This is a genomic window from Martinezella lusitana, from assembly GCF_900094565.1.
GTDB classification, from domain to species: domain Bacteria; phylum Pseudomonadota; class Alphaproteobacteria; order Rhizobiales; family Rhizobiaceae; genus Rhizobium; species Rhizobium lusitanum.
This window is the reverse complement of record NZ_FMAF01000001.1, coordinates 183,655-202,971: the sequence shown is the minus strand read 5'-3', so window position 1 is coordinate 202,971 and position 19,317 is coordinate 183,655. Positions and strand designations below refer to the sequence as shown.

The window sequence follows — 19,317 nt, the reverse complement described above, 5'->3', positions numbered from 1 at the left end:
CGGATGGGGAAAACCATCCATTCAATACGGGCCGATGATTGGCGCCGGAGGGATAGATGTGGACTTATTTACGGGGGGCGCCGCTTGGCGCACACACGCAGGGATGGCGCTGATATGACATTTCAGCGCGTCCTTATTCTCGAAGACAATCTCATTATTGCGATGGAGGCGGAGGAAATACTGCGTCTTGTCGGGATCGAGCAGGTGGAGATTGCCTCGAATCTGGAACAGGCGGTCAACGCCATTCATTCCGATACTTATGATTTTGCGATGCTGGACGTCAATCTCGGGGAGTCGACAAGCTTTGGCTTTGCCCGGCTGCTGGCCGAGCGCGGCATCGCCTTCGGTTTCGTCAGCGGCTATTCCGATACGCTCGATTTCCCGCCGGACCTGCGGCATGTGCCGCTTTTGAACAAACCTTTCGATGAGCAGTCCATGCGCCTCTTTGTCGAAAGGCTGACAGCGGTCGGCAGATCTTCCGCCATGTGACAGCCGCAGCTATTTGTCCTAAACTCGAATCGCGAATTATTTTGGGGCAGACCAGCCAATGCAATGGCAGGACCACGCAATCATCTTGGGCGTCAAGCGTCTTGGCGAGACCAGCGTCATCGCCGAGGTGATGACGCGGTCGCGCGGCCGGCATATGGGCCTGGTGCGAGGAGGCCGGTCTCGTACCATGCAGCCGGTGCTGCAGGCCGGTAATCTGGTCGAGGTGACCTGGCGGGCAAGGCTGCACGAGCATCTCGGCGAATTTCGCATGGAGCCGATTGCATTGAGAGCGGCGCGGCTGATGGAAACGGCGACCGCCGTCTACGGCGTGCAGGCGATGGGCGCCCTGTTGCGGCTGCTGCCGGAGCGGGATCCGCACCCGCACCTTTACGATGCGCTCGATGTCATCCTGGAAAACCTGGGGAATCCCGCCGATGCCGGCGAGCTTTTCGTGCGTTTCGAGCTCGCGGTGCTGAACGATCTCGGCTTCGGTCTCGATCTGACCGAATGCGCGGCGACCGGTATACGCGAAGACCTGGCGTTCGTTTCGCCAAAGACCGGGCGCGCCGTCTGCCGTGCTGCAGGTCTGCCGTGGGCCGACAAGATGCTGGTCCTGCCGCCTTTCCTCACGATCGGGGCCGTCGTCGCCGCGGATAGCGAAAGCCTGGCCGCCGCTTTCCGCCTGACGGGTTTCTTCCTGCATCGCCATGTCTATGAGCCGCGCGGCATACAGATCGCCGCAGCGCGCGAGGGTTTCATTCAGGCGGCGCTGAAGGCGGTCAATTCTGTTGCGCTGGATGATACGACGGTCTCGCCAGTCCTCATCGCAAAGCACTGAAAAGCGGGCTGTGCGCCCGTGGCGCGATTCCCAGAGCAATTCCAGGAAAAGTGCGCAGCGGTTTTCCCTCCGGAATTGCGTAAAAATAAATGGATAGAGCGGTTTGGCGATTCCATGAAACGCTGAACTGCGCTATCGCCGCTTGAAGGCCCAACCCTCCGGCCGTTCCTCGATGACCGTCACCGCATCGCCGATCTTGACCGAGCCTTCGCCGCGCGGCACGACGTTCCAGCCGAACAGGGGACCGGGAACGCGGCGATCGGCGGATATGCGGACGCGACCCATGGCGGGCATCGGGTTCGGCCCGTCGCGGGAGCCGGTCTTCTGATCCTGCGTCGTCATGATGCAGCGCGCGCAGGGCTTGACCAGATCGAGGCGGACGCCGCCGATCTCGATCGTCGCCCAGCGGTCTTCCGGCCACGCCTCGTCGCAATCGATGACGATGTTCGGACGGAAGCGCTCCATGCCCACAGCGCCTTCGCCATGGGCAGCAAGATTGGCGTTGAGCGCCTTCAGCGAGCCGGTTGTGGTGACGAGGATCTGGTATCCATCCGAAAAGGTGACCGGCGTATCGTCGCCCGCCCATTCCGGATTGGCAGCGCGCTTGGCAAGCCCGTCGAAGAACACCATCTTCACGTCGCGCTTCAGCCAGTCGGACAGGGCCTTGTTGGTTTCTTCATCGGCAACCGATGCGCTGACGGCCGATTTCCAGACGATGACGTCCATGCGATTGTCGGGGTGCGGCAGCGGCACGATGATGTCGGGCTTGCCCTCCATCTTCAGGCGCAGGTTGGAGGGGCCGGGCTGGATATCGATCTGCGCAAGCGCCTGCAGCTCGCGCTGGGTAATGAAATGGCCGGAGGGATCGACCAGCATGGCACGGCGATCACCAGTCAGCCCGAAGGCGTCGATGGCGGCCGATGGAATGGCGATGCCACGCGCGCTCTTGAGCGGATAAATAAAGAGATCGCTGACCCGCATAGTGTAGCCCTCAGATTTCGTCGATGAACATTGCCAGCACCGTCTTCAGCCGGTCGTGCCGCGCGCCTGCAAGTCTGCGGCCGGTCTCGGTCTGGAAGCCATCCGCCAGTTTGAACAGCTTTGTCTCGAAATGGTCAATGGCGAAGCGCTTGTCGTCGAGCGGTCTCTCCGTTGCAAGCGGGTCGAACGGGTCGTAGAGGCCGGAACCGAGGCGGCCTGCGATATAGAAGCAGCGCGCCGCGCCGACCATGCCGATCGCGTCCAGCCGGTCGGCATCCTGCAGGATCTTCGCCTCGAGCGTTTCCGGCGGAAGATTGGCGGAAAAACTGTGCGTGGTGATCGCATGCGCCGTGGCCGCAATGTCGGCATCCGTCCATCCGAGCTGCCGCAGGATGCCCGAGGCCTTCTCGGCCGCCAGCCGCGAAGCCTGCGCGCGATGGGGCGAATTCTTCTCGACCGCAACGCAGTCGTGCAGCAACACGGCTGCGGCGAGTATCCGGGCATTGCCGCCGTCCTCGGCCTGGATGGCCATGGCGTTCCTGAAGACGCGCAGGATATGGGCAATATCATGCGAACCGTCATCGCCGTCGGCTGCATGCGGGATAAGATCCGCCGCCAGCGTTTCGAAGGGGGCAAAGGCCCGCGCCATCCTGTTGGTGTCCATTATCGCACTTGCTCCGGAATGATCTGTCGCCAGGTTCCCTCGTCCTACCGGGACAAGGGATTCGCCGCAATCACCCCGTCGTCTTCTTGCGTGTCAGGATCTTCTGGTAGAACAGGCCGATGCCGATCAGGACAGCGCCGAGGCCGATGAAGGACAGGGCGCGCAGGAAACCCTCGAGGTTTGCCATATCGATCAGGAAGGCCTTGACGACGGCAATGAAGACCAGCGCCGCCGAGGCGATGCGCAGGCTGCGTGCCTCGAAACGGGCGCCGAGCCCGAGAAGGGCGATGCCGATCAGCAGCCAGACGACGGAATAGGAATAGAGTTCGCCCTGGATGAAGCCGTTCCAGAAAGGAATGTATTCCCCCTGCCATAGCCGACGCACCGATAGCGTCGCCCAGGAAAGGGCCATGACCGCGCCGGCAACGGCCAGCATGCTTACATAGGGTAGGGGGCGTCGGTTCCGCGCATAGAGCGCCAGTCCGCCATAGGCGATGGCGGGCAGGAGATAGCCCAACAGCAACAGATTGAACAACGGAATCCGGCCGGTGCTCTCGCCAGTGATAAACGGGTTTAATCCCAGCAAATGCAATGTCAGGATCAGGATGACGGAGAGGGTGCCGAGAGCCATGCTGCCATAGCGGAAGACAGGGCTCGCGGCGCTGAGGTCGAGGGCCATCAGCGTCGCGGAAGCACCGATCGCCAGCAGCGTGTAGATCGATTGTTCTCCGAGTGTTGGCACGGTGTCATTGAGGACACCGCCATTCATGGCATGGCGCACCAGGATGGCGATCGTCAGCAGCACGAGGAAGGAGGCCAATGCCTGCAGCGTGTTGCGCAGCCGGACACTTGGAGAGTGACGGACCGTGAAAGCCGCCAACGCGGCAAGTGCGGCAGGAATGCCGTAGCCCGCCAGCAGCATGTTGAAGACCGGTGTCGTGCCGAGCTCCGACGGATCGACGATGGTCGGCTGCCACGCGATGCGCGTCATGGTGATGATCAATGCGGCGACCATGGTCCAGGGAAGGACCGGCCAGTCGCGCAGGCGCGCCGCCGAAACATAAGCGATGCCGAGGACCGGCAGCAGTATGGTAGGCGCGGCGTCATGCGCAAACATGTGCAAGGCAAAGACCATGGCGCCGAAGGAGCCGGCGGCGAGTATGTTGGTCGGCAGGTTCAGCCCTTCGCTTGAGCGGCGATGTTGCCATTCCGCGAGCGCCATCAGGACGATGCCCAGCCCGATGCCATAAAGGCCGTGCAGCCAGTCGAACGTCCAGTTGCCGAAATTGATGAAGCTGATCGTCGCGATCGCCAGCGGCGTGGCGGCCATGATCAGGCTCCAGAGCGCGGCGAAGGGCTTCTCGCCCTCTGCGAACCGCCTCAGAAAGAAGGCGCCGACCAGCACGAAGATGCCTCCAAGGCCGAGCGCTTCATAGAGCACCATGCTCTGCATCGTCACGATGCCGTCGGCGCTTTTGGGCTCGACACCGGCAATCCAGTTGGTCAGAACGCCGGACACGCCAACGACGGCGACGACGGCTGACAGGATCGCCGCCCAGCCCGCATGAATGCGGCCAGCGCCGAAAGCCGCCACTGCCGCGACGATCGCCGCGAACATGAACATGGCATCGACGATGGGATATCCAGATTGGAGACTGTAGGTCAGCAGGTGGAGTGATACCGCAAGGGCGCCGATCGACGCCGTCAATGTCATGCCGAGCGGCGGTCGGGCAAGGAACGCGCCCCAGCCTCCGGTGCTCGCTAGCTGCATCGGATCGGCCGCCGTCTCTGTCCCCATGCCATCTGCCGCCTTCGCGGCAGTGGCAGCTAGGTAGCGTCCCGGCCAGATGAAGATGGTGCCGCCGATCATGGCAAGCATGGAAAGCGTAACCGGCGTGAAGTCCACGACTTCGCTGTAGGCGACATAGAGCATCGGCCAAAGGCTGAGCAGCGCATTGGCAAAGGAGGGCGTAATCAACCAACGCCGCAGCCGCGACGCGAGCAGGGTCGCAAGCCACGTCAGAACGAGATAGCCGAACAGGACCCATGGCTGCGGCGCCGTCGACGCGATCAGGGCGGGGGTGACCATGGAGGCGAGCAGGCCGAGGCCGGCGAGCGCCTGTCCGTGGTGCAGCGACAGTGCAAGCGTTGCAAGCGAGATCAGGCCCAGAAGAACGAAGGCCATCGCCGGCCCGATGAAGCCATAGATGCCATGCGCCGCATAGGTCGATCCGAACAACGCGACGACGCCGGCTGCCGTCAGCACGCCGGGGATCATCGCGTTCTGGAAGGCATTGCCGAGAACAGGCGCCGAGCGTCGGCGAATGATTTCGCCTGCCGCGACGAGGATCAAGCCGAAGATCGCCGCAAGCACAAGCCGGACGCCCGGGCTCAACAGGCCGCTCTCGATCGAATACTTGACCATGAAGATACCGCCAAGCGCGAGAGCGATGCCGCCGACCCACACGGCCCAGCGCGCGCCGATCGTGCTTTCCAGGCTCTCTCTCGGCTGCGGCGCTTCCCGCGCCGCGATATCCGGACCATCATCCGTGAGCGTGCCATCCGTGAGTGCATCGGGGATGTTGCGCGCGGCGACGGCAGGTTCTTCGATGCCGGCCGCTGTAGGCTCTTTGATTGCCGCTTCGGTCGGTGGCTCCTGGATGGCTGCTGCGGGTCCCGCGGCGGCGGCGATCGCCGGCTCCGTCATGCGGACTGATTCGCCTGCGTCCGCCATCAGCACCCTGCCAGCGAGTGCATTTTGCAACCCTTGGACGCGCTTTTCCAGCCGCCTTATCCGCAGATTGTATCCTCGCAGTATGAAAATACCGGCGATCAGGATGACGAGCGGCAATAGTTCCATCATGTCCTCTCTAGGCAATCCGCCGCACAATATACCAATCGGCCAGAACGGTAAGACCAGACAGTCAAATTTGCTTATGATTCCAGTGGATTATGGCCATCGTCTCGATAAAGCCATGCGGAAGAAATATTAGACAATTGCGATTTACTGCTTGAAAACTATGGTTAATACTCATTAACAATTTGTCTTTACGAGCCGAGCAAAGCAGCTTATCAAGGCTCCATAGTTCAACTCTGAATGTATTGCGTACAAACGATGTCGCATGAGGCGGCTCCTACCTCAGGAGGTTTGTATGTCCCATGTTTCTTCCATATCCAGCAGCTCCTATCCGTATCGCGGCACGCTTTCGCGTCTCGATGCCAATGGTGACGGCGTCCTCAGTCGTACGGAGCTTGAAGCCGGCGAGCGTCCAGGCATTCTCGAAGCCAATACTGATAGCTCCGCCAGCGCATTGGGTGGCCTCATCGCAAAGCTGATGCAACTGCCGAGCGCCGATGCGGCATCCACGGCCACGTCGCCGCAATCCAATATTGCGTCTGGCGTGGACCTTCTGTCACCGATGGATGCCTACAACAACACCTATGGCCAGTACGACGTCAGCGGCATAGCCGCCTGATAGATGTCCGCTGCAGTGTTTTGGCGGCCAGCCGGATATGCCGGCGGGCCGCCTTATCTATTTGATGCAGCCGCATTTCCCCTCCTCGGAACACTCGTCTCCGCCAAGCGTTAGATACCGACACGCAAGGGAGAACTGTTCCATGAAACGGATGATGATCGCTGCAATTCTCACTCTCGCCGCGGCCTTGCCCGCCGCAGCGCAGAGCCAGGGAACGGCGACGGCCGATTTTGTCGGTCTCGATGGCAAGCAGGCGGGGCGGGCAACGCTGACCGAAGGCAAGGCGGGCGTGCTGATCGAGATGGAGGTGTCCGGCCTGCCGTCCAATCGCTGGGTGGCTTTCCACATTCATGAAAGCAGCCGCTGCGATCACACGCACGGATTCGAGTCCGCAGGCGGCCATTTCAATCCCACCAAGGCCGAGCATGGTTTCCTTGCCGCCAAGGGACCGCATGCGGGCGATATGCCCAACCAATATGTCGATCAGGACGGCAAGCTGCACGCCCAGGTGTTCAACGGCATGGTGTCATTGAACGGCAAGAATGGCATTCGCGGCCGGACGCTGATGATCCATGCCGACTCGGATGATTACCGCAGTCAGCCGGTTGGTGGTGCCGGCAAGCGCCTCGCATGTGCTGTCATTCAATAGATGAGGCGGTCAGGGTGATTCGGACCCTTTATGCTGCCGGTGTGTAGCAAAGGTTGTCTTCGCCGCGCCAAGGCCCATTGGCGATATGATTCGGTAGCTGTCAATTGAGGTTAATGATCAATTAACACATATCTTTAATCACGCGACCAAATCGACCTATTCTATCCGCAGATGAATAAGTGTGCCGGGGGGTAACCGAACACGCCGATGGCGTTTGCTTTAGGAGATTTGGATGAGTGGAGTTTCTTCAGTTGGAAGCAGCATGACGGCTGCCTCGTACAGTCCCCTTGATAAGAACCAGGACGGCATTGTGGACGCCCAGGAATTGCAGGAGGCGGCACAATCCGGTCTCCTGTCGGCAAGCGTCCTCAGCGACGAGGATAATGGCAGCAGCAGCGATCCGAGCGCGACCGATGTTTTCTCCGGCAATCTGGCATCCATGCTGCTGCAGATGCAGCAGACAGGCGCCAGCCAGTCGAGCACGGCTTCGTCCACTGGCGGCTCATCCAGCCAATCGCCCATGGACCAGCTGTTTGCCAGCCTCGACACCAATAAGGATGGCAAGGTTTCGGCGGACGAGTTCGTTGCCGGGCGACCGAAGGACATGAGCGAAAGCGACGCCCAGAACCTCTTCAAGAGCATTGATACGCAAGGCTCTGGCTCGCTGTCGAAGGATCAGTTCGCCGAAGGCCTCGATGTCCTCAAGCCCCTGGACGCTTCTGCCGCCGACATGCTGTCCCTGGAGCCGACGTCCAGCGGCAGCAGCGCAACGAGCTTAGCCACGACTGCCAAGAATAACGCGCTGGATAACTTCCTTGCCGAAATGCAATCGTCGATGAATCTCTATCAGAATACCTACGGCCAGTATGATCTTGACCAGACGGGCAGCGCTGCGGCCTGATCCATCGGGATGGATTGTTGCGATACGGACGGAGGCTGCGCAAGCGCAGTCTCCGTTCTTTCATAGAATGTCGCTGTGCACAGCCAATGGCAGGATGAAAGCCGCGTTGCCATCGGCATCTGCGCCGCGTCCGATCTCCTTGACCGCCGCGACCAGCCGGCCCTTGCGCCCGAGCATGTCGTCACCGATGGCGATCAGCCGGGCATTTGGTGTCGCATAAGGGGAGGCCGAGCGCAGGCGGCGGACGAGCGCCAGATCGTCCTCTTCCGGATGAACGGCGAGGGCCGCGATCAGCGCCGCGGCTGGCGAACGCGATACACCCATCCAGCAATGGATCAGCAAGGGCGCCGCGCGATCCCATTCCGCTGCAAAATCGATGATGGCGCGAACATGCGCCTCCTGCGGGGCGATGAGATCGCCGGTGCCGGCAAAGCTGATATCGTTCATGTTGAGCAGCAGATGACGTTCCGCCTTGATGACGGCCGGGCGGTGAAAGGCATGCTCCTTGGCCATCAGGCTGATCATTTCGCGCGCATGATGGCGAACGGCCATTTCGGCGATGCGTGCCAGCGGCGATACGACGATCGTCGTCACGCACCGATCCTCATCGACGTGCGCTCGGCCTCGATCGCCTCGAAGCGCCTTAGGAACAGCCGCTGCGCCTCGATTGCCGGCATGGGTTCGATCGGCAGCATCTCGCGGGTGATGTCGCGGGGTTGACCGAAGAACTTGCGCGCCTCCTCCGGCGTGAAGCCGGCAAGCAGTGTCGCCTCGAAATAGGCCGAGACCGTATCGGCCTTCTTGATCTTTTCCTTCAGCTGCGGCGCGCAATGCGGGGGCAGGGCAAAACGACGATAGATCGCCGCTTCGAGCCGTTTCTCCACCGCCTTGTAGTCGCCGCCGACCACCGACTTGAACGGCGAGATCATATCGCCGATGACATATTCCGGTGCGTCATGCAGCAGCGCCGCCAGCAATTCGTCCGGCGTCGCCGGGTTCAGATGACGAAAGATCGCTTCGACGACGAGGCTGTGCTGCGCTACTGAAAAGGCATGATCGCCATAGGTCTGGCCGTTCCAGCGCGCAACGCGGGCAAGCCCATGGGCGATATCGCTGATCTCGACGTCGAGCGGCGACGGATCGAGCAGGTCGAGCCTCCGTCCCGATAGCATGCGCTGCCAGGCGCGCGCAGTCTTGGCCGATGTCATGCCGAAGCCTCGTCGGCCTGGGAAGGGAAGGAGAGGCCGGACCAAGCAGGCAGCGATACCGAGACGTCGGTATCATCAGCCCGGATGGGTGTTCCTGCTGCCATGGCTTCGCCCGCGCGGTCGATGCGGACGATGGCAAGACCCTTGCTGCCTGCGGTCGAACCGAGCGTGCCCACAGGCTTGCTGCCGACGGTGAGTTCCGTGCCGGAGGCGGGCAGGTCGGCATTGCCGCTCACGATGACGACGCGCCTGCGCGCCGTGCCGCGATGCTGCATGCGGGAGACCACCTCCTGGCCGACATAGCAGCCCTTGCGGAAGCCCAGGCCACCGTTGAGGTCCAGCAGCACATCGTGCGGAAACGCGTCCTGCAATGCGAAATCGCGGCCGGAAACGGCAACGCCGTTGGCGATGCGCAGCGCGTCATAAAGCGTCTCGGCATCGTCCCCATGTTGGCCTGATGTGCGCGTCAGCGTGATGCCTGCCTTGGCGAAGCGGCTATCCTTGGGGCCGTCCGTTGCCTTGTCCGCCCAGGCGACGGTAACGCCTTGAATATCTTCGACGCCGAAATCGACCTTGGCGCGCAGCCGGTACATGGTGAGCCGCTTCAGAAGGCCATCGCGCTGTGCCGTGTCTGTCTCGAGCAGAAAGCCGGAGCCATCTCGCCAGATCATGAAGTCGAACAGAATCTTGCCCTGCGGCGTCAGCAGCGCGCCGGGGCGCGCTTCGTCGGCGCCGAGCGAGACGAGATCGGTGGTGATGAGATTGTGCAGGAACGGTTCCGCCTCGGCGCCGGCGACGCGGATGAAGGAACGGTCTCTCAGGAATACGGCTGGCATGATGGATCCGCTGATTTGGGCTATGATCCAGAGGTAGGGCCTTCGACCGCGAACCGCAAGTTCTCCGACTGGATCATTCGCCCGACGTGAAAAATTTCCACTTGCCGTCCGGCGTGATGCCGACTCGATAGAAATTGTAGCCGCCGAATTCCAGCATATCGGCGTAGTCGCCCGCCGTGACGATGCGCATCAGGTCGACCTTTTCCGGGGTGGAGAGCGTCTTCATGTCTTTCTGCGCGAAGTAGGGCCAGACATAGATTTCGTCCGGCGTACCCTGGCCGACATGGGCAAAGCCGGTCGACATGATGTCGAGGAGGATGGACAGGATTTCGATGCCGTCTGGATCGCCCGAAAGGTCGTGCAGGGTCTTGATCGGATCCTCGCCGGGGTCGTCGGCGGTGACCTGGGTCTGCTTGAGACCGCCACCGATATTCATCAGCGGGCGCAAGCGCTCGAGATCGCCTGAGGCCGCCGCCTCCACGATCGCCTCACGGAGCTTTCGCACCGGCTCCGGCGCCTTGTTGATGTCGAAGAGGAACTCGACCGACTTGTTTGCGCTTGCTGCATCGCCATTGCCCTGGTCGGCTTGCTTGTTGACCAGCGGATCCGGCGTCGGGAGCGTAGTGGACGGCGCTTCCAGTGCTTGCTCGACAGGTTTCTGGTTCTTCTGCTGAGCGGAGGCGCCTGGAGCGTTCGGTTGGGAAGCTGGTGGATTGAGCTGCGAGAAGGCTAGTGCCGGCAACGGCAAGGCAACGGAACCGGCAATCATGGTTACGGCTGCAAACGAGGCAATGGAACGGCGACACTCATTGCCCGGAAACATATGCATGAACAATCTCTGGTTACTATTGCAGGGTACGGTTCGGAGAGAATTCCCCAGCGAGCATGCGTTCCCGAAGCGATTCGAGCAAGGCTTCCGCGCCCTGCTCACCCTGTATGCGGATGGTCTCGCGAATGGCATGCGCGATGGCGGCGTCGGCGATGATCTCGGGCTCGATACCATCAGCCATGCCGTCAGCCCAAGCCTCGTTCTGGTATTCCAGCGCTGCCTGCATTTTTTCATGGACGATCATGTCGTCGATTTCGTTCAGGCTGGTTTCCATTGATTCTTTCCTCGAGACGTTCATGTCCTTACCACTTGCTTAACAACTTTATCAGCCTTTTCCTAAAACGACACGGCTGGGTGCGAAAAGGGGTTAATAAATCGTTAATTTCCAAAGCGGGCGGTGATTTCTGTCGCCAGTGTTGCACCTTCGTTACGGTATCGCTCCTCGGCAACGAGCGCCTGCGGCGTGCAATTCGTGTAAACCGATGCAAAGGACCTATACCCACGGTTGAACGCGGCGGTCAATTTTTCCTTCCTTTTCGGCTCGCCCTTGGTTTCGGTGTCAAGCAGCTGCTGCATATCTCCCCGCCATCCGTCTTCCGATGCTGCGCAAAGATTGCGCAAATAATCGATCGAGCCGAGGATTTCGGCGAGCCGGGACAGTTGGACATCATAGGGCGTGGGTCGTTCGGCGACTGCGGTGTCGGGCGTCTGTGCCTGTGGCGCGTTCGCGACAGGTTGCGCCGCGGCCGGAAGCGCGGCGGCGAGCACAAAGCAAATCAGAAGCGGTCGGCCAAGACGGTTGTGAATCATGTATTCAGTTGAGCGGACAAGCATGACGTGAACAAGGCATAGCATGCGCTTTCCAACCCGTTATTGCCTCGCATCGTTAATATTGCGGCTGGGGCTGCGTACCAGTCGCCGCAATCCTTTCCACGCATTCGAGCACGCTGGCCGGAACCGGCAAGGTTCGGACCTCCTCCAGCGAATACCAGCCGATGGCTGCGGCATCGTCGGCGGCTTCCGCAATGGCATCCCTGTCGGCATCGACGAGGAAGACCGACAGCAGGAAATGGCTCGTCAGCGTTCCGTCTGCCGCATGGGAGCGCAGATCATAGGTTTCGAACAGGCGAGGATTGCGTGCGCTTATGCCTGTCTCTTCCTTGAATTCGCGCAGGGCCGCTTCCGCCGGCGTTTCGCCGTCTTCGGCCCTGCCGCCCGGAAAAGCATACATGTCGGCAGATGGCGGGTTGCTGCGCAGGACAAGCAGGAATCGGCCGTCGCGTTCGAGGATGGCGGAGGAGGCGGGGCGGGGAAAGGACGTCACGGGATCGTTTCATATTCGCATGATGAGACGTCTACATCTCTACAGGAACCGAGCCTTGCTGTCCTCCGGGAAAGCCCTTTAACTCGCTGCCGACAGGGGCGGCGATTCGTATGCGCCGAATGTGCGGGCGACCATGGGAATGATCTACGGACTGTATGCTCTCGCGGCCTTGGCCGAAATTGCCGGCTGTTTCGCCTTCTGGGCATGGCTGCGATTGGCAAAGCCGATCTGGTGGCTTGCGCCGGGTCTTGTGTCGTTGGCACTCTTTGCGTGGCTGCTGGCACTGGTGCCGAGCGAGGCCGCCGGGCGTACCTTCGCAGCCTATGGCGGTGTCTATATCGTTGCTTCCATCCTGTGGCTCTGGCTGGCGGAGGGGCGGCTGCCGGACCGCTGGGATATTTCCGGCGCAGCCATCTGTCTTGCCGGTGCGGCGATCATTCTCTTCGGTCCACGCGGCTGACCTTCTGCTTGACCCGGCGCTTTCCGGGTGCAAAACAAGCCCCATGTGCGGACGCTTTGCTTTGACATCGACGGCGGACTATGTGGGCGAGGCGCTGGGTGTCCTGCTGCGCGACGATTTTCCGGCGCGTTACAATATCGCCCCGACACAGCCGATCCTCGTCGTCATATCCGGTGAGAGGCAGCAGCCCGGCAGCAATCTGCCGGATCGCCGCGCCCTTTTGGTGCGCTGGGGCTTCATGCCCGGCTGGGTGAAGGACCCGAAGGAGTTTCCGCTTCTGATCAATGCGCGCGCCGAAACGGCAATCGGCAAGGCATCCTTCCGCGCCGCCATGCGCCACCGCCGCATCCTCGTTCCGGCGTCGGGCTTTTACGAATGGCATCGCCCGTCCAAGGAAAGCGGTGAGAAGTCGCAGGCCTATTGGATCCGGCCGCGCGCGGGCGGCGTCATCGCCTTTGCCGGGCTGATGGAAACCTGGTCGTCGGCCGACGGCTCGGAAGTGGATACTGGTGCCATTCTGACGACCGCGGCAAATAGCGCCATGCGCCCGATCCATGATCGCATGCCCGTGGTCATCAAGCCGGAGGATTTTGCCCGCTGGCTCGATTGCAAGACGCAGGAGCCGCGAGATGTCCTCGATCTGATGACACCGGTTCAGGAGGATTTTTTCGAAGCTATTCCGGTTTCGGATCGGGTTAACAAGGTCGCCAACATGGGGCCGGACCTGCAGACGCCGGTAACGGTCGAGCCCGTGAAAAAGCCGCCGAAGAAAACGGATCCCGAGGATGGCCAGCTAAGCCTTCTCTGACGGCCTCCATTCGGCGACCGGTGTCGGGATATGTCGCCGAGCCATGCAGTTTGGCAGCCGGCCGGCGATTGTCGACCTCAGGCGATTTTCTTCTTGAGAGGCTTGGACTTCAGCATCAGATGGGCCGCAAGAACGGCTTTCAGGCCGAGCGGCCGATACAGCATGCTGGGATCGATCTTTGCCTGCGGTTGTGCCGCTTCGTCTTTCTTCTGCGTCATGATTAACTCCTCACCAATGCTCCCCGGAGCATTTTCCGATTCACTGTCGTGTATCGCTATCTCGTCGTAAATCATGACAAATCGAAGGCGTTTTCCAATCAGCTTTTGTAAACAATGACCACATTTCGCGAGATTAGCATCGAATCTTCGTGTGAAATCCATCCTGATGAGATGCTAATATTGCGTTAAAAGGCCCGGCTGCGCGTACCCCCAATACCGCCCGGTGGCTGTTCTGGCTCTCTTGATTGCTAAGGGGAGCTTACAAACTTGCGGTTGCGCACGATGGCGTCACGGGAGCACCGGCCTCGGCATGCCTCGCGTGCCGGCTAAATATGCCGGCCGATATCGTCGTTGGAATCGTCGACGTCGGGGTCGCCCGGTCCGTTGATGGTGTAGGTGCCGTATTTCTTCGCCCAGGAACGTGCACCGAGTGGCAGGGACAGCAGGTAGACGATGACGGTCACGACCATGACATGCCATGTATAGCTCATCAACAGCGCCACATAGACGACAAGGGCGAGCATGATCGGCAATACGAGGTCGCGCCGGATGCGGCTGCCTTCCGTCTTGCCGGACCAGACGGGCAGGCGGCTGACCAGCAGAAAGCCGATGAGCACGGTGTAGGCGGCGCCCCAATAGGCGAAAGTCCTGTCCGGCGTCAGACCGAGGAAGCCGAGATAGACGGGCAGCAGCACCAGCATGGCGCCGGCAGGCGCGGGGACGCCGACGAAATATTCCGATTGCCAGGACGCCTTGTGTTCGCGCTCGGTCATGACGTTGAAGCGAGCGAGCCGCAAGGCGGCGGCGATGGCGTAGATCAAGGCGGCGATCCAGCCGAGCGAGTGGGCCTGATCGAGCAGAAAGACATAGACGACCAGCGCCGGCGCAACACCGAAGTTGACGATATCGGCCAGCGAATCCATCTGTGCGCCGAATTTTGAAGTTGCCTTCATCAGACGTGCCACACGTCCGTCCACGCCGTCGAGGAAGGCCGCAACCAGCACGGCGACCACGGCAAGCTCGTAGCGGTTTTCGAAAGCGAGGCGGATACCCGTCAGTCCCGCGCAGATCGCCAGCACGGTGATCATGTTCGGCACGATCAGCCGCAGGGGAATTTCCCGCAGGCGCGGCCCGCGCGCTTCGTCATTGGATCCATGCGGCTCGAAAGGCGGAAAAGGCGTCTTCATTTCGTTCGTTTCTCTGGGGCTCAGCTGCGACGGCTAACGGTCGGGCCCTTGGGCGAGCCGAATTCGGCAATCACGGTTTCGCCGGCGATCGCCCTTTGGCCGACGGCCACGCGCGGCGAAGCACCCTCGGGCAGGAAGACGTCGAGGCGTGAGCCGAAGCGGATCAGGCCGATGCGCTCGCCTGCGTCCAGCGGCTCGTTCGGGTTCACGAAACAAAGGATGCGGCGGGCGACGAGACCGGCGATCTGCACGACACCGATTTCGCCGTGTTTCGTTTCGATGACGAGGCCGTTTCGCTCGTTCTGCTCGCTGGCCTTGTCCAGTTCCGCATTGAGGAAGCTGCCCTGGCGATAGGCGATGTTGGTGATGCGCCCGCGCATCGGCGAACGGTTCACGTGGCAGTCGAAGACGTTCATGAAGATCGAGACACGCAGCATCGGCTCGGTGCCAAGGTTGAGCTCAGCCGGCGGTGTGACCATCTGCACGCCGGAAACCTTGCCGTCGGCCGGCGATACGGCGAGATCGTCGTCCTGGGGCGTCATGCGCTCGGGATCGCGGAAGAAATAGGCGCACCAGAGCGTCAGGATCAGGCCGATCCAGAAGAGCGGCTTGAAAATCCAGCCGAGCACCAGCGACGCGACGAAGAAACCTGCAACGAAGGGATAACCTTCCTTATGCACCGGAACGATGACGTTGCGCACGCTGTTCAACAAGCTCATCTACAGCCTACTCCGTTAAAGGCACCCTCGTGAAAACCGAACCCCGGTTGCGGAACGAGATGATGCCGGTCAAAAGATGAGAACAAGATAAGCGGTCTTGCTCTGATTACCAGTCGACGGTGACTACAGGCAAATGCCGTCATGAGCAATGCTCTCGCACGCTCGCCCCCAATGCAATCCCGCTCTCTTCTGCGGCCTCCACTACCTGGCGTTTTCCAGATCCGCCTTCGTAAAGACTGGAAGGACAGAGAGTTCTGGAAGGCCTTGGATTGTCGGCGCGCCATCCCCACGCCAGATGGCGCAGACGACGGCAAGGATGTGTGCATGCTCGCCAAGCGCCAGGTGATAGGCGTCTTTCACTGCGCCGCCCGTCGTAATCACATCCTCGATGAAAGTGACGCGGCGACCCGAAACATTCTGTCCCTCGATTGCCCGGCATGTCCCATAGGTCTTCGCTTCCTTGCGAACAAACGCTGCGGGGAGGCCGATCTCGAGCGAGATTGCTGTTACAAGCGGAATGCCGCCCAGTTCCAGGCCCGCCAGAATCTCGGTTTCGGCCGGGATGAGCTCAGCCATGGCGCGGGCCAGCGGCTTTAGAAGAGAAGGTGTGCCTTCGAAGCGATACTTGTCGAAATACCGGTTGGAGATCTGACCCGAACGGAGTGTGAATTCACCCTGCAGGCTTGCCACTTCGGCAATACACCGGGCGAGTTCGCCTTTCGTGTAAATTACCCCATCAGTCATCATCGAACCTCCCATATCGCAAAGCTTCTCGCGTATACGCGCGAAATCATCCGACCGTAAACCGCATAATTTTAGCAGTCGTGGCGGGAAGTGCTGGTGGCGGGAAGGGGCAAATATGCGCCAGGCTCGGTATGCGCAAAAGGCAAGCCGCCGGAGACGATCGGGCGGCTTGGGGATGCGATGCTGTCGTGAAGTAGGGATCAGAGGCCGAGAGCGGCGCGCAGTTCCGCCTTGGCGCCCTCGTATTCGCTCTTGTAGTCGTCATGCGTCATGATGGTTTCGGCGATGACGGTGCCGGCGATGCGGCCGGCTTCGATATCGGTTGCATAGTGAATGCCGCCGACGATGCGGTTATGGCCGTATTCCCAGGCGCGGGCCATGATGACAGCACGCTTCTCCGGCACCATGTTCGAGAGCACGATGCCCATCAGCGTGCCGACCGTGGTGTGGCCGGACGGATAGGAGCCGGACTTGGAGAGCGGTACGATCGGCTTGACGAGATCGCTGTAGAGATGCGGACGCGGGCGCTTCCAGACATCCTTGGCCGGATCGACGACGGCGCCTTCCGTCTCGACGATGCGATCGAAGAATGCGGAGAATTTCGGCAGATTCTCCTTGGTGAACTTCGGATTGTCGATGACATCGGAGAAGCGCCAGACATTCTCTTCCGCATCGGCCACGGCGCGTGCCGCCATTTCCGGTGTGCGGGTAACCTGGATGGTCAGGATTTCGCCCAGCTCGGCCTTCATCTGCGCCGAATCATTGGCGGGCGGCGGCGGCAGCAGATTGAGGAGATTGATCTCCTTGGCATCCGTGAACGGCTTGGCATCCTCGGCGAAAACCGGCGAGGTAACGCCGACAACGAGCAGCAGTGTTAAAACTTTGGCAAAATTACGCATTTGGGGCTCCCTTGAAAGTGAGAACCGTACCTAGCAAGCTGTCGTCTCAACCTCGTGACAGCTGCCCTGTGTAATATTTCTGCGCGATATTGCCTGGGGTGACCCCTCGGAGCAGCAGTATGCCGCGCCTCCGCTCAGCTTGCCGGCGCCAGCCGGTTGACCACGCCCAGGTCGTCGTTTTCGCGCACCTGCTTCAGAAGCTCCTCTGCCTGCGTGGCCTCGCGTTGACGGTTCCACATGGAGGCGTAGAGCCCATTCTGGGAGAGCAGGTCCGCATGCGTGCCGCGCTCGGCGATCACGCCGCTTTTCAGCACGATGATCTCGTCAGCGCCGATCACGGTCGAAAGGCGATGGGCGATGACCAGCGTGGTGCGGTTCTTCGAAACGACATCGAGGGCCGCCTGGATCTCGCGCTCGGTCGTCGTGTCCAGCGCCGAGGTCGCCTCGTCGAGGATCAGTACCGGCGGCGCTTTTAGAACGGTACGGGCAATCGCGACGCGCTGCTTCTCTCCCCCTGACAGTTTGAGGCCACGCTCTCCGACCTTCGTCTCGAAGCCGTCGGGCAGATGGCGGATGAAATCGCCGATTTGGGCGATCTCCGTCGCCGCCGCCGCCTCTGCGTCGCTCGCGCCCGGCCGACCGTAGCGGATGTTGTAGGCGATGGTGTCGTTGAAAAGCACCGTGTCCTGCGGCACCATGCCGATCACTTTGCGCAGGCTCTTCTGCGTCACCGTGCGCAGGTCCTGGCCGTCGATGGTGATCGTGCCGCTTTGCACGTCGTAGAAGCGGTAGAGAAGGCGCGACAGGGTCGATTTTCCCGCGCCCGACGGACCGACCACGGCGACTGTCTTGCCGGCGGGCACCTCGAAGGAAATGCCCTTCAGGATCGGTCGGGCAGCATCGTATGCGAAATGCACATCCTTGAACGAGATGGCGCCGTTGCCGATAATCAGATCCTTTGCGTCGTCAGCGTCTGTCACCTCGGGCTTGACCTCCAGCAGGTCGAACATTTCCTCGATATCAGTCAGGCCCTGGCGGATTTCGCGGTACACGAAACCGATGAAATTCAACGGCACGGAAAGCTGCAGTAGCATGGCATTGATAAAGACGAAGTCGCCGACGGTCTGGTGCCCGTTGAGAACGGACAAGCCGGAGATGACCATCATGACCGTCGAGCCGAGGCCGAAGATCACGCCCTGGCCGAAGTTCAGCCAGCCGAGCGATGTCCAGACGCCCGTCGCGGCCTTTTCATACTTCGCCATCGACTGATCGAAACGCCTGGCCTCCATCTCCTCGTTGCCGAAATACTTGACGGTCTCGAAATTCAGAAGCGAATCGATCGCCTTCGTATTGGCGTCCGTGTCGCTGTCGTTCATCGTGCGGCGGATGGAAATGCGCCAGTCGCTCGCCTTGACGGTGAACCAGATGTAGAGCCAGACCGTGACCGCCGTCACGGCGAGATAGGAAAAGCCGTAGCCGCGCCAGAAGATGATGGCGGTCAGCAGGAATTCGATGAATGTCGGAAACGTATTGAGGATGGTGAAGCGGACGATGGTTTCGATGCCCTTGGTGCCGCGCTCGATGACGCGCGAAAGGCCGCCTGTCTTGCGCTCCAGATGGAAGCGTAGCGACAGTTCGTGTATGTGCACGAAGGTCCGGTAGGCGAGCTGGCGAACCGCATACTGGCCGACGCTTGCAAACAGCGCATCGCGAAGCTGGTTGAGGCCCAGCTGTATGAGACGTGTAGCGTTCGTGGCGACGATGAGTGCGATGGCGCCGACCATGAAGGCCGGCAGGATGCCCTGCATGTCGAGCTTGCCGTTCAAGGCGTCGACGGACCATTTGAAGAAATAGGGAACCAGCAGCAGGAAGAATTTCGAGACCAACAGGAAGACGGTCGCCCAGACGACACGCATCTTCAGGTCCATGCGTCCGGCCGGCCACATATAGGGCCAGAGATTGATGATCGTATTCAATGGATTGCTGGAATCCGCCGATATGGTTTTCTTGCGGTCTGCCATGTCCGTCTCCGGCGAATAATCGAGGCAGCCGGACGTTGACGACCACTGGGGCGGCCCGGCTGGGAT

Annotated in this window: 23 protein-coding genes; 7 read left to right on the top strand and 16 right to left on the bottom strand. The window is 60.9% G+C overall.

Going from position 1 to position 19,317, the window contains the following annotated elements; all coding sequences use genetic code 11:
• The first annotated feature begins 3 nt into the window (after window positions 1-3).
• Window positions 4-489, top strand: a complete 486-nt coding sequence (locus GA0061101_RS00930) for a response regulator (RefSeq protein ID WP_376774225.1) — start codon at window positions 4-6, stop codon at window positions 487-489.
• 58 nt (window positions 490-547) lie between these two features.
• Window positions 548-1,327 carry a DNA repair protein RecO gene (recO, locus tag GA0061101_RS00925; RefSeq protein ID WP_092572831.1) on the top strand — a complete coding sequence of 260 codons (780 nt, stop codon included), beginning with the start codon at window positions 548-550 and terminating at the stop codon, window positions 1,325-1,327.
• 132 nt (window positions 1,328-1,459) lie between these two features.
• Here recO and GA0061101_RS00920 read toward each other — a convergent pair whose 3' ends face one another.
• The 3 genes from GA0061101_RS00920 to GA0061101_RS00910 all read right to left on the bottom strand — a co-directional run bounded on the left by GA0061101_RS00920 (window position 1,460) and on the right by GA0061101_RS00910 (window position 5,832).
• Window positions 1,460-2,308, bottom strand: a complete 849-nt coding sequence (locus GA0061101_RS00920; protein ID WP_092572830.1) for an MOSC domain-containing protein — start codon at window positions 2,306-2,308, stop codon at window positions 1,460-1,462.
• A 10-nt stretch (window positions 2,309-2,318) separates the two neighbouring features.
• On the bottom strand, window positions 2,319-2,972 hold the full coding sequence (locus GA0061101_RS00915) for an HD domain-containing protein (protein WP_173410580.1): 654 nt from the start codon (window positions 2,970-2,972) through the stop codon (window positions 2,319-2,321).
• Window positions 2,973-3,042: 70 nt separating this feature from the next.
• Window positions 3,043-5,832, bottom strand: a complete 2,790-nt coding sequence (locus tag GA0061101_RS00910) for a DUF2339 domain-containing protein (RefSeq protein WP_092573005.1) — start codon at window positions 5,830-5,832, stop codon at window positions 3,043-3,045.
• Window positions 5,833-6,124: 292 nt separating this feature from the next.
• Between GA0061101_RS00910 and GA0061101_RS00905 the strand changes: the two genes are divergently transcribed.
• From GA0061101_RS00905 to GA0061101_RS00895, 3 genes are all read left to right on the top strand, one after another.
• Window positions 6,125-6,448 (top strand): hypothetical protein, encoded by a 324-nt coding sequence (locus GA0061101_RS00905; RefSeq protein ID WP_037193886.1) that lies wholly within the window; start codon window positions 6,125-6,127, stop codon window positions 6,446-6,448.
• 142 nt (window positions 6,449-6,590) lie between these two features.
• Complete coding sequence (locus GA0061101_RS00900) at window positions 6,591-7,097, top strand: superoxide dismutase family protein (protein ID WP_037193888.1); 507 nt, start codon at window positions 6,591-6,593, stop codon at window positions 7,095-7,097.
• 232 nt (window positions 7,098-7,329) lie between these two features.
• A complete protein-coding gene (locus GA0061101_RS00895) occupies window positions 7,330-7,998 on the top strand; it encodes an EF-hand domain-containing protein (protein WP_092572829.1) in 669 nt (222 codons plus the stop codon).
• A 60-nt stretch (window positions 7,999-8,058) separates the two neighbouring features.
• Here GA0061101_RS00895 and GA0061101_RS00890 read toward each other — a convergent pair whose 3' ends face one another.
• From GA0061101_RS00890 to GA0061101_RS00860, 7 genes are all read right to left on the bottom strand, one after another.
• Window positions 8,059-8,592, bottom strand: coding sequence for a tyrosine phosphatase family protein (locus GA0061101_RS00890; protein ID WP_092572828.1), 534 nt, complete (start codon window positions 8,590-8,592; stop codon window positions 8,059-8,061).
• On the bottom strand, window positions 8,589-9,206 hold the full coding sequence (locus GA0061101_RS00885) for a YfbR-like 5'-deoxynucleotidase (RefSeq protein WP_037193896.1): 618 nt from the start codon (window positions 9,204-9,206) through the stop codon (window positions 8,589-8,591). Before GA0061101_RS00885 ends, GA0061101_RS00890 begins: the two co-directional genes overlap by 4 nt.
• The gene (gene ygfZ / locus GA0061101_RS00880; protein ID WP_037193898.1) at window positions 9,203-10,042 is read right to left on the bottom strand and encodes a CAF17-like 4Fe-4S cluster assembly/insertion protein YgfZ; all 840 of its coding nucleotides are present in this window, start codon (window positions 10,040-10,042) and stop codon (window positions 9,203-9,205) included. Before ygfZ ends, GA0061101_RS00885 begins: the two co-directional genes overlap by 4 nt.
• 73 nt (window positions 10,043-10,115) lie before the next feature.
• A complete protein-coding gene (locus GA0061101_RS00875; protein WP_092572827.1) occupies window positions 10,116-10,871 on the bottom strand; it encodes a hypothetical protein in 756 nt (251 codons plus the stop codon).
• Between the two features lie 16 nt (window positions 10,872-10,887).
• Window positions 10,888-11,145 (bottom strand): hypothetical protein, encoded by a 258-nt coding sequence (locus GA0061101_RS00870; RefSeq protein ID WP_034507811.1) that lies wholly within the window; start codon window positions 11,143-11,145, stop codon window positions 10,888-10,890.
• A 104-nt stretch (window positions 11,146-11,249) separates the two neighbouring features.
• Window positions 11,250-11,705, bottom strand: coding sequence for a TIGR02301 family protein (locus GA0061101_RS00865; protein WP_425349986.1), 456 nt, complete (start codon window positions 11,703-11,705; stop codon window positions 11,250-11,252).
• 52 nt (window positions 11,706-11,757) lie between these two features.
• On the bottom strand, window positions 11,758-12,195 hold the full coding sequence (locus GA0061101_RS00860) for an NUDIX hydrolase (RefSeq protein ID WP_092572826.1): 438 nt from the start codon (window positions 12,193-12,195) through the stop codon (window positions 11,758-11,760).
• Between the two features lie 139 nt (window positions 12,196-12,334).
• Here GA0061101_RS00860 and GA0061101_RS00855 point away from each other — a divergent pair, with 139 nt between their 5' ends.
• Both GA0061101_RS00855 and GA0061101_RS00850 read left to right on the top strand, forming a co-directional pair.
• Window positions 12,335-12,655 carry a YnfA family protein gene (locus GA0061101_RS00855; RefSeq protein ID WP_047639162.1) on the top strand — a complete coding sequence of 107 codons (321 nt, stop codon included), beginning with the start codon at window positions 12,335-12,337 and terminating at the stop codon, window positions 12,653-12,655.
• A 43-nt stretch (window positions 12,656-12,698) separates the two neighbouring features.
• Window positions 12,699-13,463 (top strand): SOS response-associated peptidase, encoded by a 765-nt coding sequence (locus GA0061101_RS00850; RefSeq protein WP_092572825.1) that lies wholly within the window; start codon window positions 12,699-12,701, stop codon window positions 13,461-13,463.
• Between the two features lie 77 nt (window positions 13,464-13,540).
• Here GA0061101_RS00850 and GA0061101_RS39240 read toward each other — a convergent pair whose 3' ends face one another.
• From GA0061101_RS39240 to GA0061101_RS00825, 6 genes are all read right to left on the bottom strand, one after another.
• The gene (locus tag GA0061101_RS39240; RefSeq protein ID WP_167669519.1) at window positions 13,541-13,681 is read right to left on the bottom strand and encodes a hypothetical protein; all 141 of its coding nucleotides are present in this window, start codon (window positions 13,679-13,681) and stop codon (window positions 13,541-13,543) included.
• 326 nt (window positions 13,682-14,007) lie between these two features.
• Window positions 14,008-14,868: a CDP-diacylglycerol--serine O-phosphatidyltransferase gene (gene pssA, locus GA0061101_RS00845; RefSeq protein ID WP_047639164.1), complete on the bottom strand. Its 861-nt coding sequence runs from the start codon at window positions 14,866-14,868 to the stop codon at window positions 14,008-14,010.
• Between the two features lie 20 nt (window positions 14,869-14,888).
• Complete coding sequence (locus tag GA0061101_RS00840) at window positions 14,889-15,587, bottom strand: phosphatidylserine decarboxylase (RefSeq protein ID WP_047552826.1); 699 nt, start codon at window positions 15,585-15,587, stop codon at window positions 14,889-14,891.
• Between the two features lie 201 nt (window positions 15,588-15,788).
• Window positions 15,789-16,331, bottom strand: coding sequence for an orotate phosphoribosyltransferase (pyrE, locus tag GA0061101_RS00835; protein ID WP_092573003.1), 543 nt, complete (start codon window positions 16,329-16,331; stop codon window positions 15,789-15,791).
• Window positions 16,332-16,531: 200 nt separating this feature from the next.
• Window positions 16,532-17,230, bottom strand: coding sequence for an acid phosphatase (locus tag GA0061101_RS00830; RefSeq protein ID WP_092572824.1), 699 nt, complete (start codon window positions 17,228-17,230; stop codon window positions 16,532-16,534).
• A gap of 134 nt (window positions 17,231-17,364) precedes the next feature.
• A complete protein-coding gene (locus GA0061101_RS00825) occupies window positions 17,365-19,251 on the bottom strand; it encodes an ABCB family ABC transporter ATP-binding protein/permease (RefSeq protein ID WP_092572823.1) in 1,887 nt (628 codons plus the stop codon).
• Between the last annotated feature and the right edge of the window lie 66 nt (window positions 19,252-19,317).

Excerpts from the sequence above, each read along its gene's own strand:
- GA0061101_RS00930 (WP_376774225.1), top strand. The coding sequence starts at position 4 with ATGGGGAAAACCATCCATTCAATACGGGCCGATGATTGGCGCCGGAGG.
- recO (WP_092572831.1), top strand. The coding sequence starts at position 548 with ATGCAATGGCAGGACCACGCAATCATCTTGGGCGTCAAGCGTCTTGGC.
- GA0061101_RS00920 (WP_092572830.1), bottom strand. The coding sequence starts at position 2,308 with ATGCGGGTCAGCGATCTCTTTATTTATCCGCTCAAGAGCGCGCGTGGC.
- GA0061101_RS00915 (WP_173410580.1), bottom strand. The coding sequence starts at position 2,972 with ATGGACACCAACAGGATGGCGCGGGCCTTTGCCCCCTTCGAAACGCTG.
- GA0061101_RS00910 (WP_092573005.1), bottom strand. The coding sequence starts at position 5,832 with ATGGAACTATTGCCGCTCGTCATCCTGATCGCCGGTATTTTCATACTG.
- GA0061101_RS00905 (WP_037193886.1), top strand. The coding sequence starts at position 6,125 with ATGTCCCATGTTTCTTCCATATCCAGCAGCTCCTATCCGTATCGCGGC.
- GA0061101_RS00900 (WP_037193888.1), top strand. The coding sequence starts at position 6,591 with ATGAAACGGATGATGATCGCTGCAATTCTCACTCTCGCCGCGGCCTTG.
- GA0061101_RS00895 (WP_092572829.1), top strand. The coding sequence starts at position 7,330 with ATGAGTGGAGTTTCTTCAGTTGGAAGCAGCATGACGGCTGCCTCGTAC.
- GA0061101_RS00885 (WP_037193896.1), bottom strand. The coding sequence starts at position 9,206 with ATGACATCGGCCAAGACTGCGCGCGCCTGGCAGCGCATGCTATCGGGA.
- ygfZ (WP_037193898.1), bottom strand. The coding sequence starts at position 10,042 with ATGCCAGCCGTATTCCTGAGAGACCGTTCCTTCATCCGCGTCGCCGGC.
- GA0061101_RS00875 (WP_092572827.1), bottom strand. The coding sequence starts at position 10,871 with ATGCATATGTTTCCGGGCAATGAGTGTCGCCGTTCCATTGCCTCGTTT.
- GA0061101_RS00870 (WP_034507811.1), bottom strand. The coding sequence starts at position 11,145 with ATGGAAACCAGCCTGAACGAAATCGACGACATGATCGTCCATGAAAAA.
- GA0061101_RS00865 (WP_425349986.1), bottom strand. The coding sequence starts at position 11,705 with ATGCTTGTCCGCTCAACTGAATACATGATTCACAACCGTCTTGGCCGA.
- GA0061101_RS00855 (WP_047639162.1), top strand. The coding sequence starts at position 12,335 with ATGATCTACGGACTGTATGCTCTCGCGGCCTTGGCCGAAATTGCCGGC.
- GA0061101_RS00850 (WP_092572825.1), top strand. The coding sequence starts at position 12,699 with ATGTGCGGACGCTTTGCTTTGACATCGACGGCGGACTATGTGGGCGAG.
- GA0061101_RS39240 (WP_167669519.1), bottom strand. The coding sequence starts at position 13,681 with ATGACGCAGAAGAAAGACGAAGCGGCACAACCGCAGGCAAAGATCGAT.
- pssA (WP_047639164.1), bottom strand. The coding sequence starts at position 14,868 with ATGAAGACGCCTTTTCCGCCTTTCGAGCCGCATGGATCCAATGACGAA.
- GA0061101_RS00840 (WP_047552826.1), bottom strand. The coding sequence starts at position 15,587 with ATGAGCTTGTTGAACAGCGTGCGCAACGTCATCGTTCCGGTGCATAAG.
- pyrE (WP_092573003.1), bottom strand. The coding sequence starts at position 16,331 with ATGACTGATGGGGTAATTTACACGAAAGGCGAACTCGCCCGGTGTATT.
- GA0061101_RS00830 (WP_092572824.1), bottom strand. The coding sequence starts at position 17,230 with ATGCGTAATTTTGCCAAAGTTTTAACACTGCTGCTCGTTGTCGGCGTT.
- GA0061101_RS00825 (WP_092572823.1), bottom strand. The coding sequence starts at position 19,251 with ATGGCAGACCGCAAGAAAACCATATCGGCGGATTCCAGCAATCCATTG.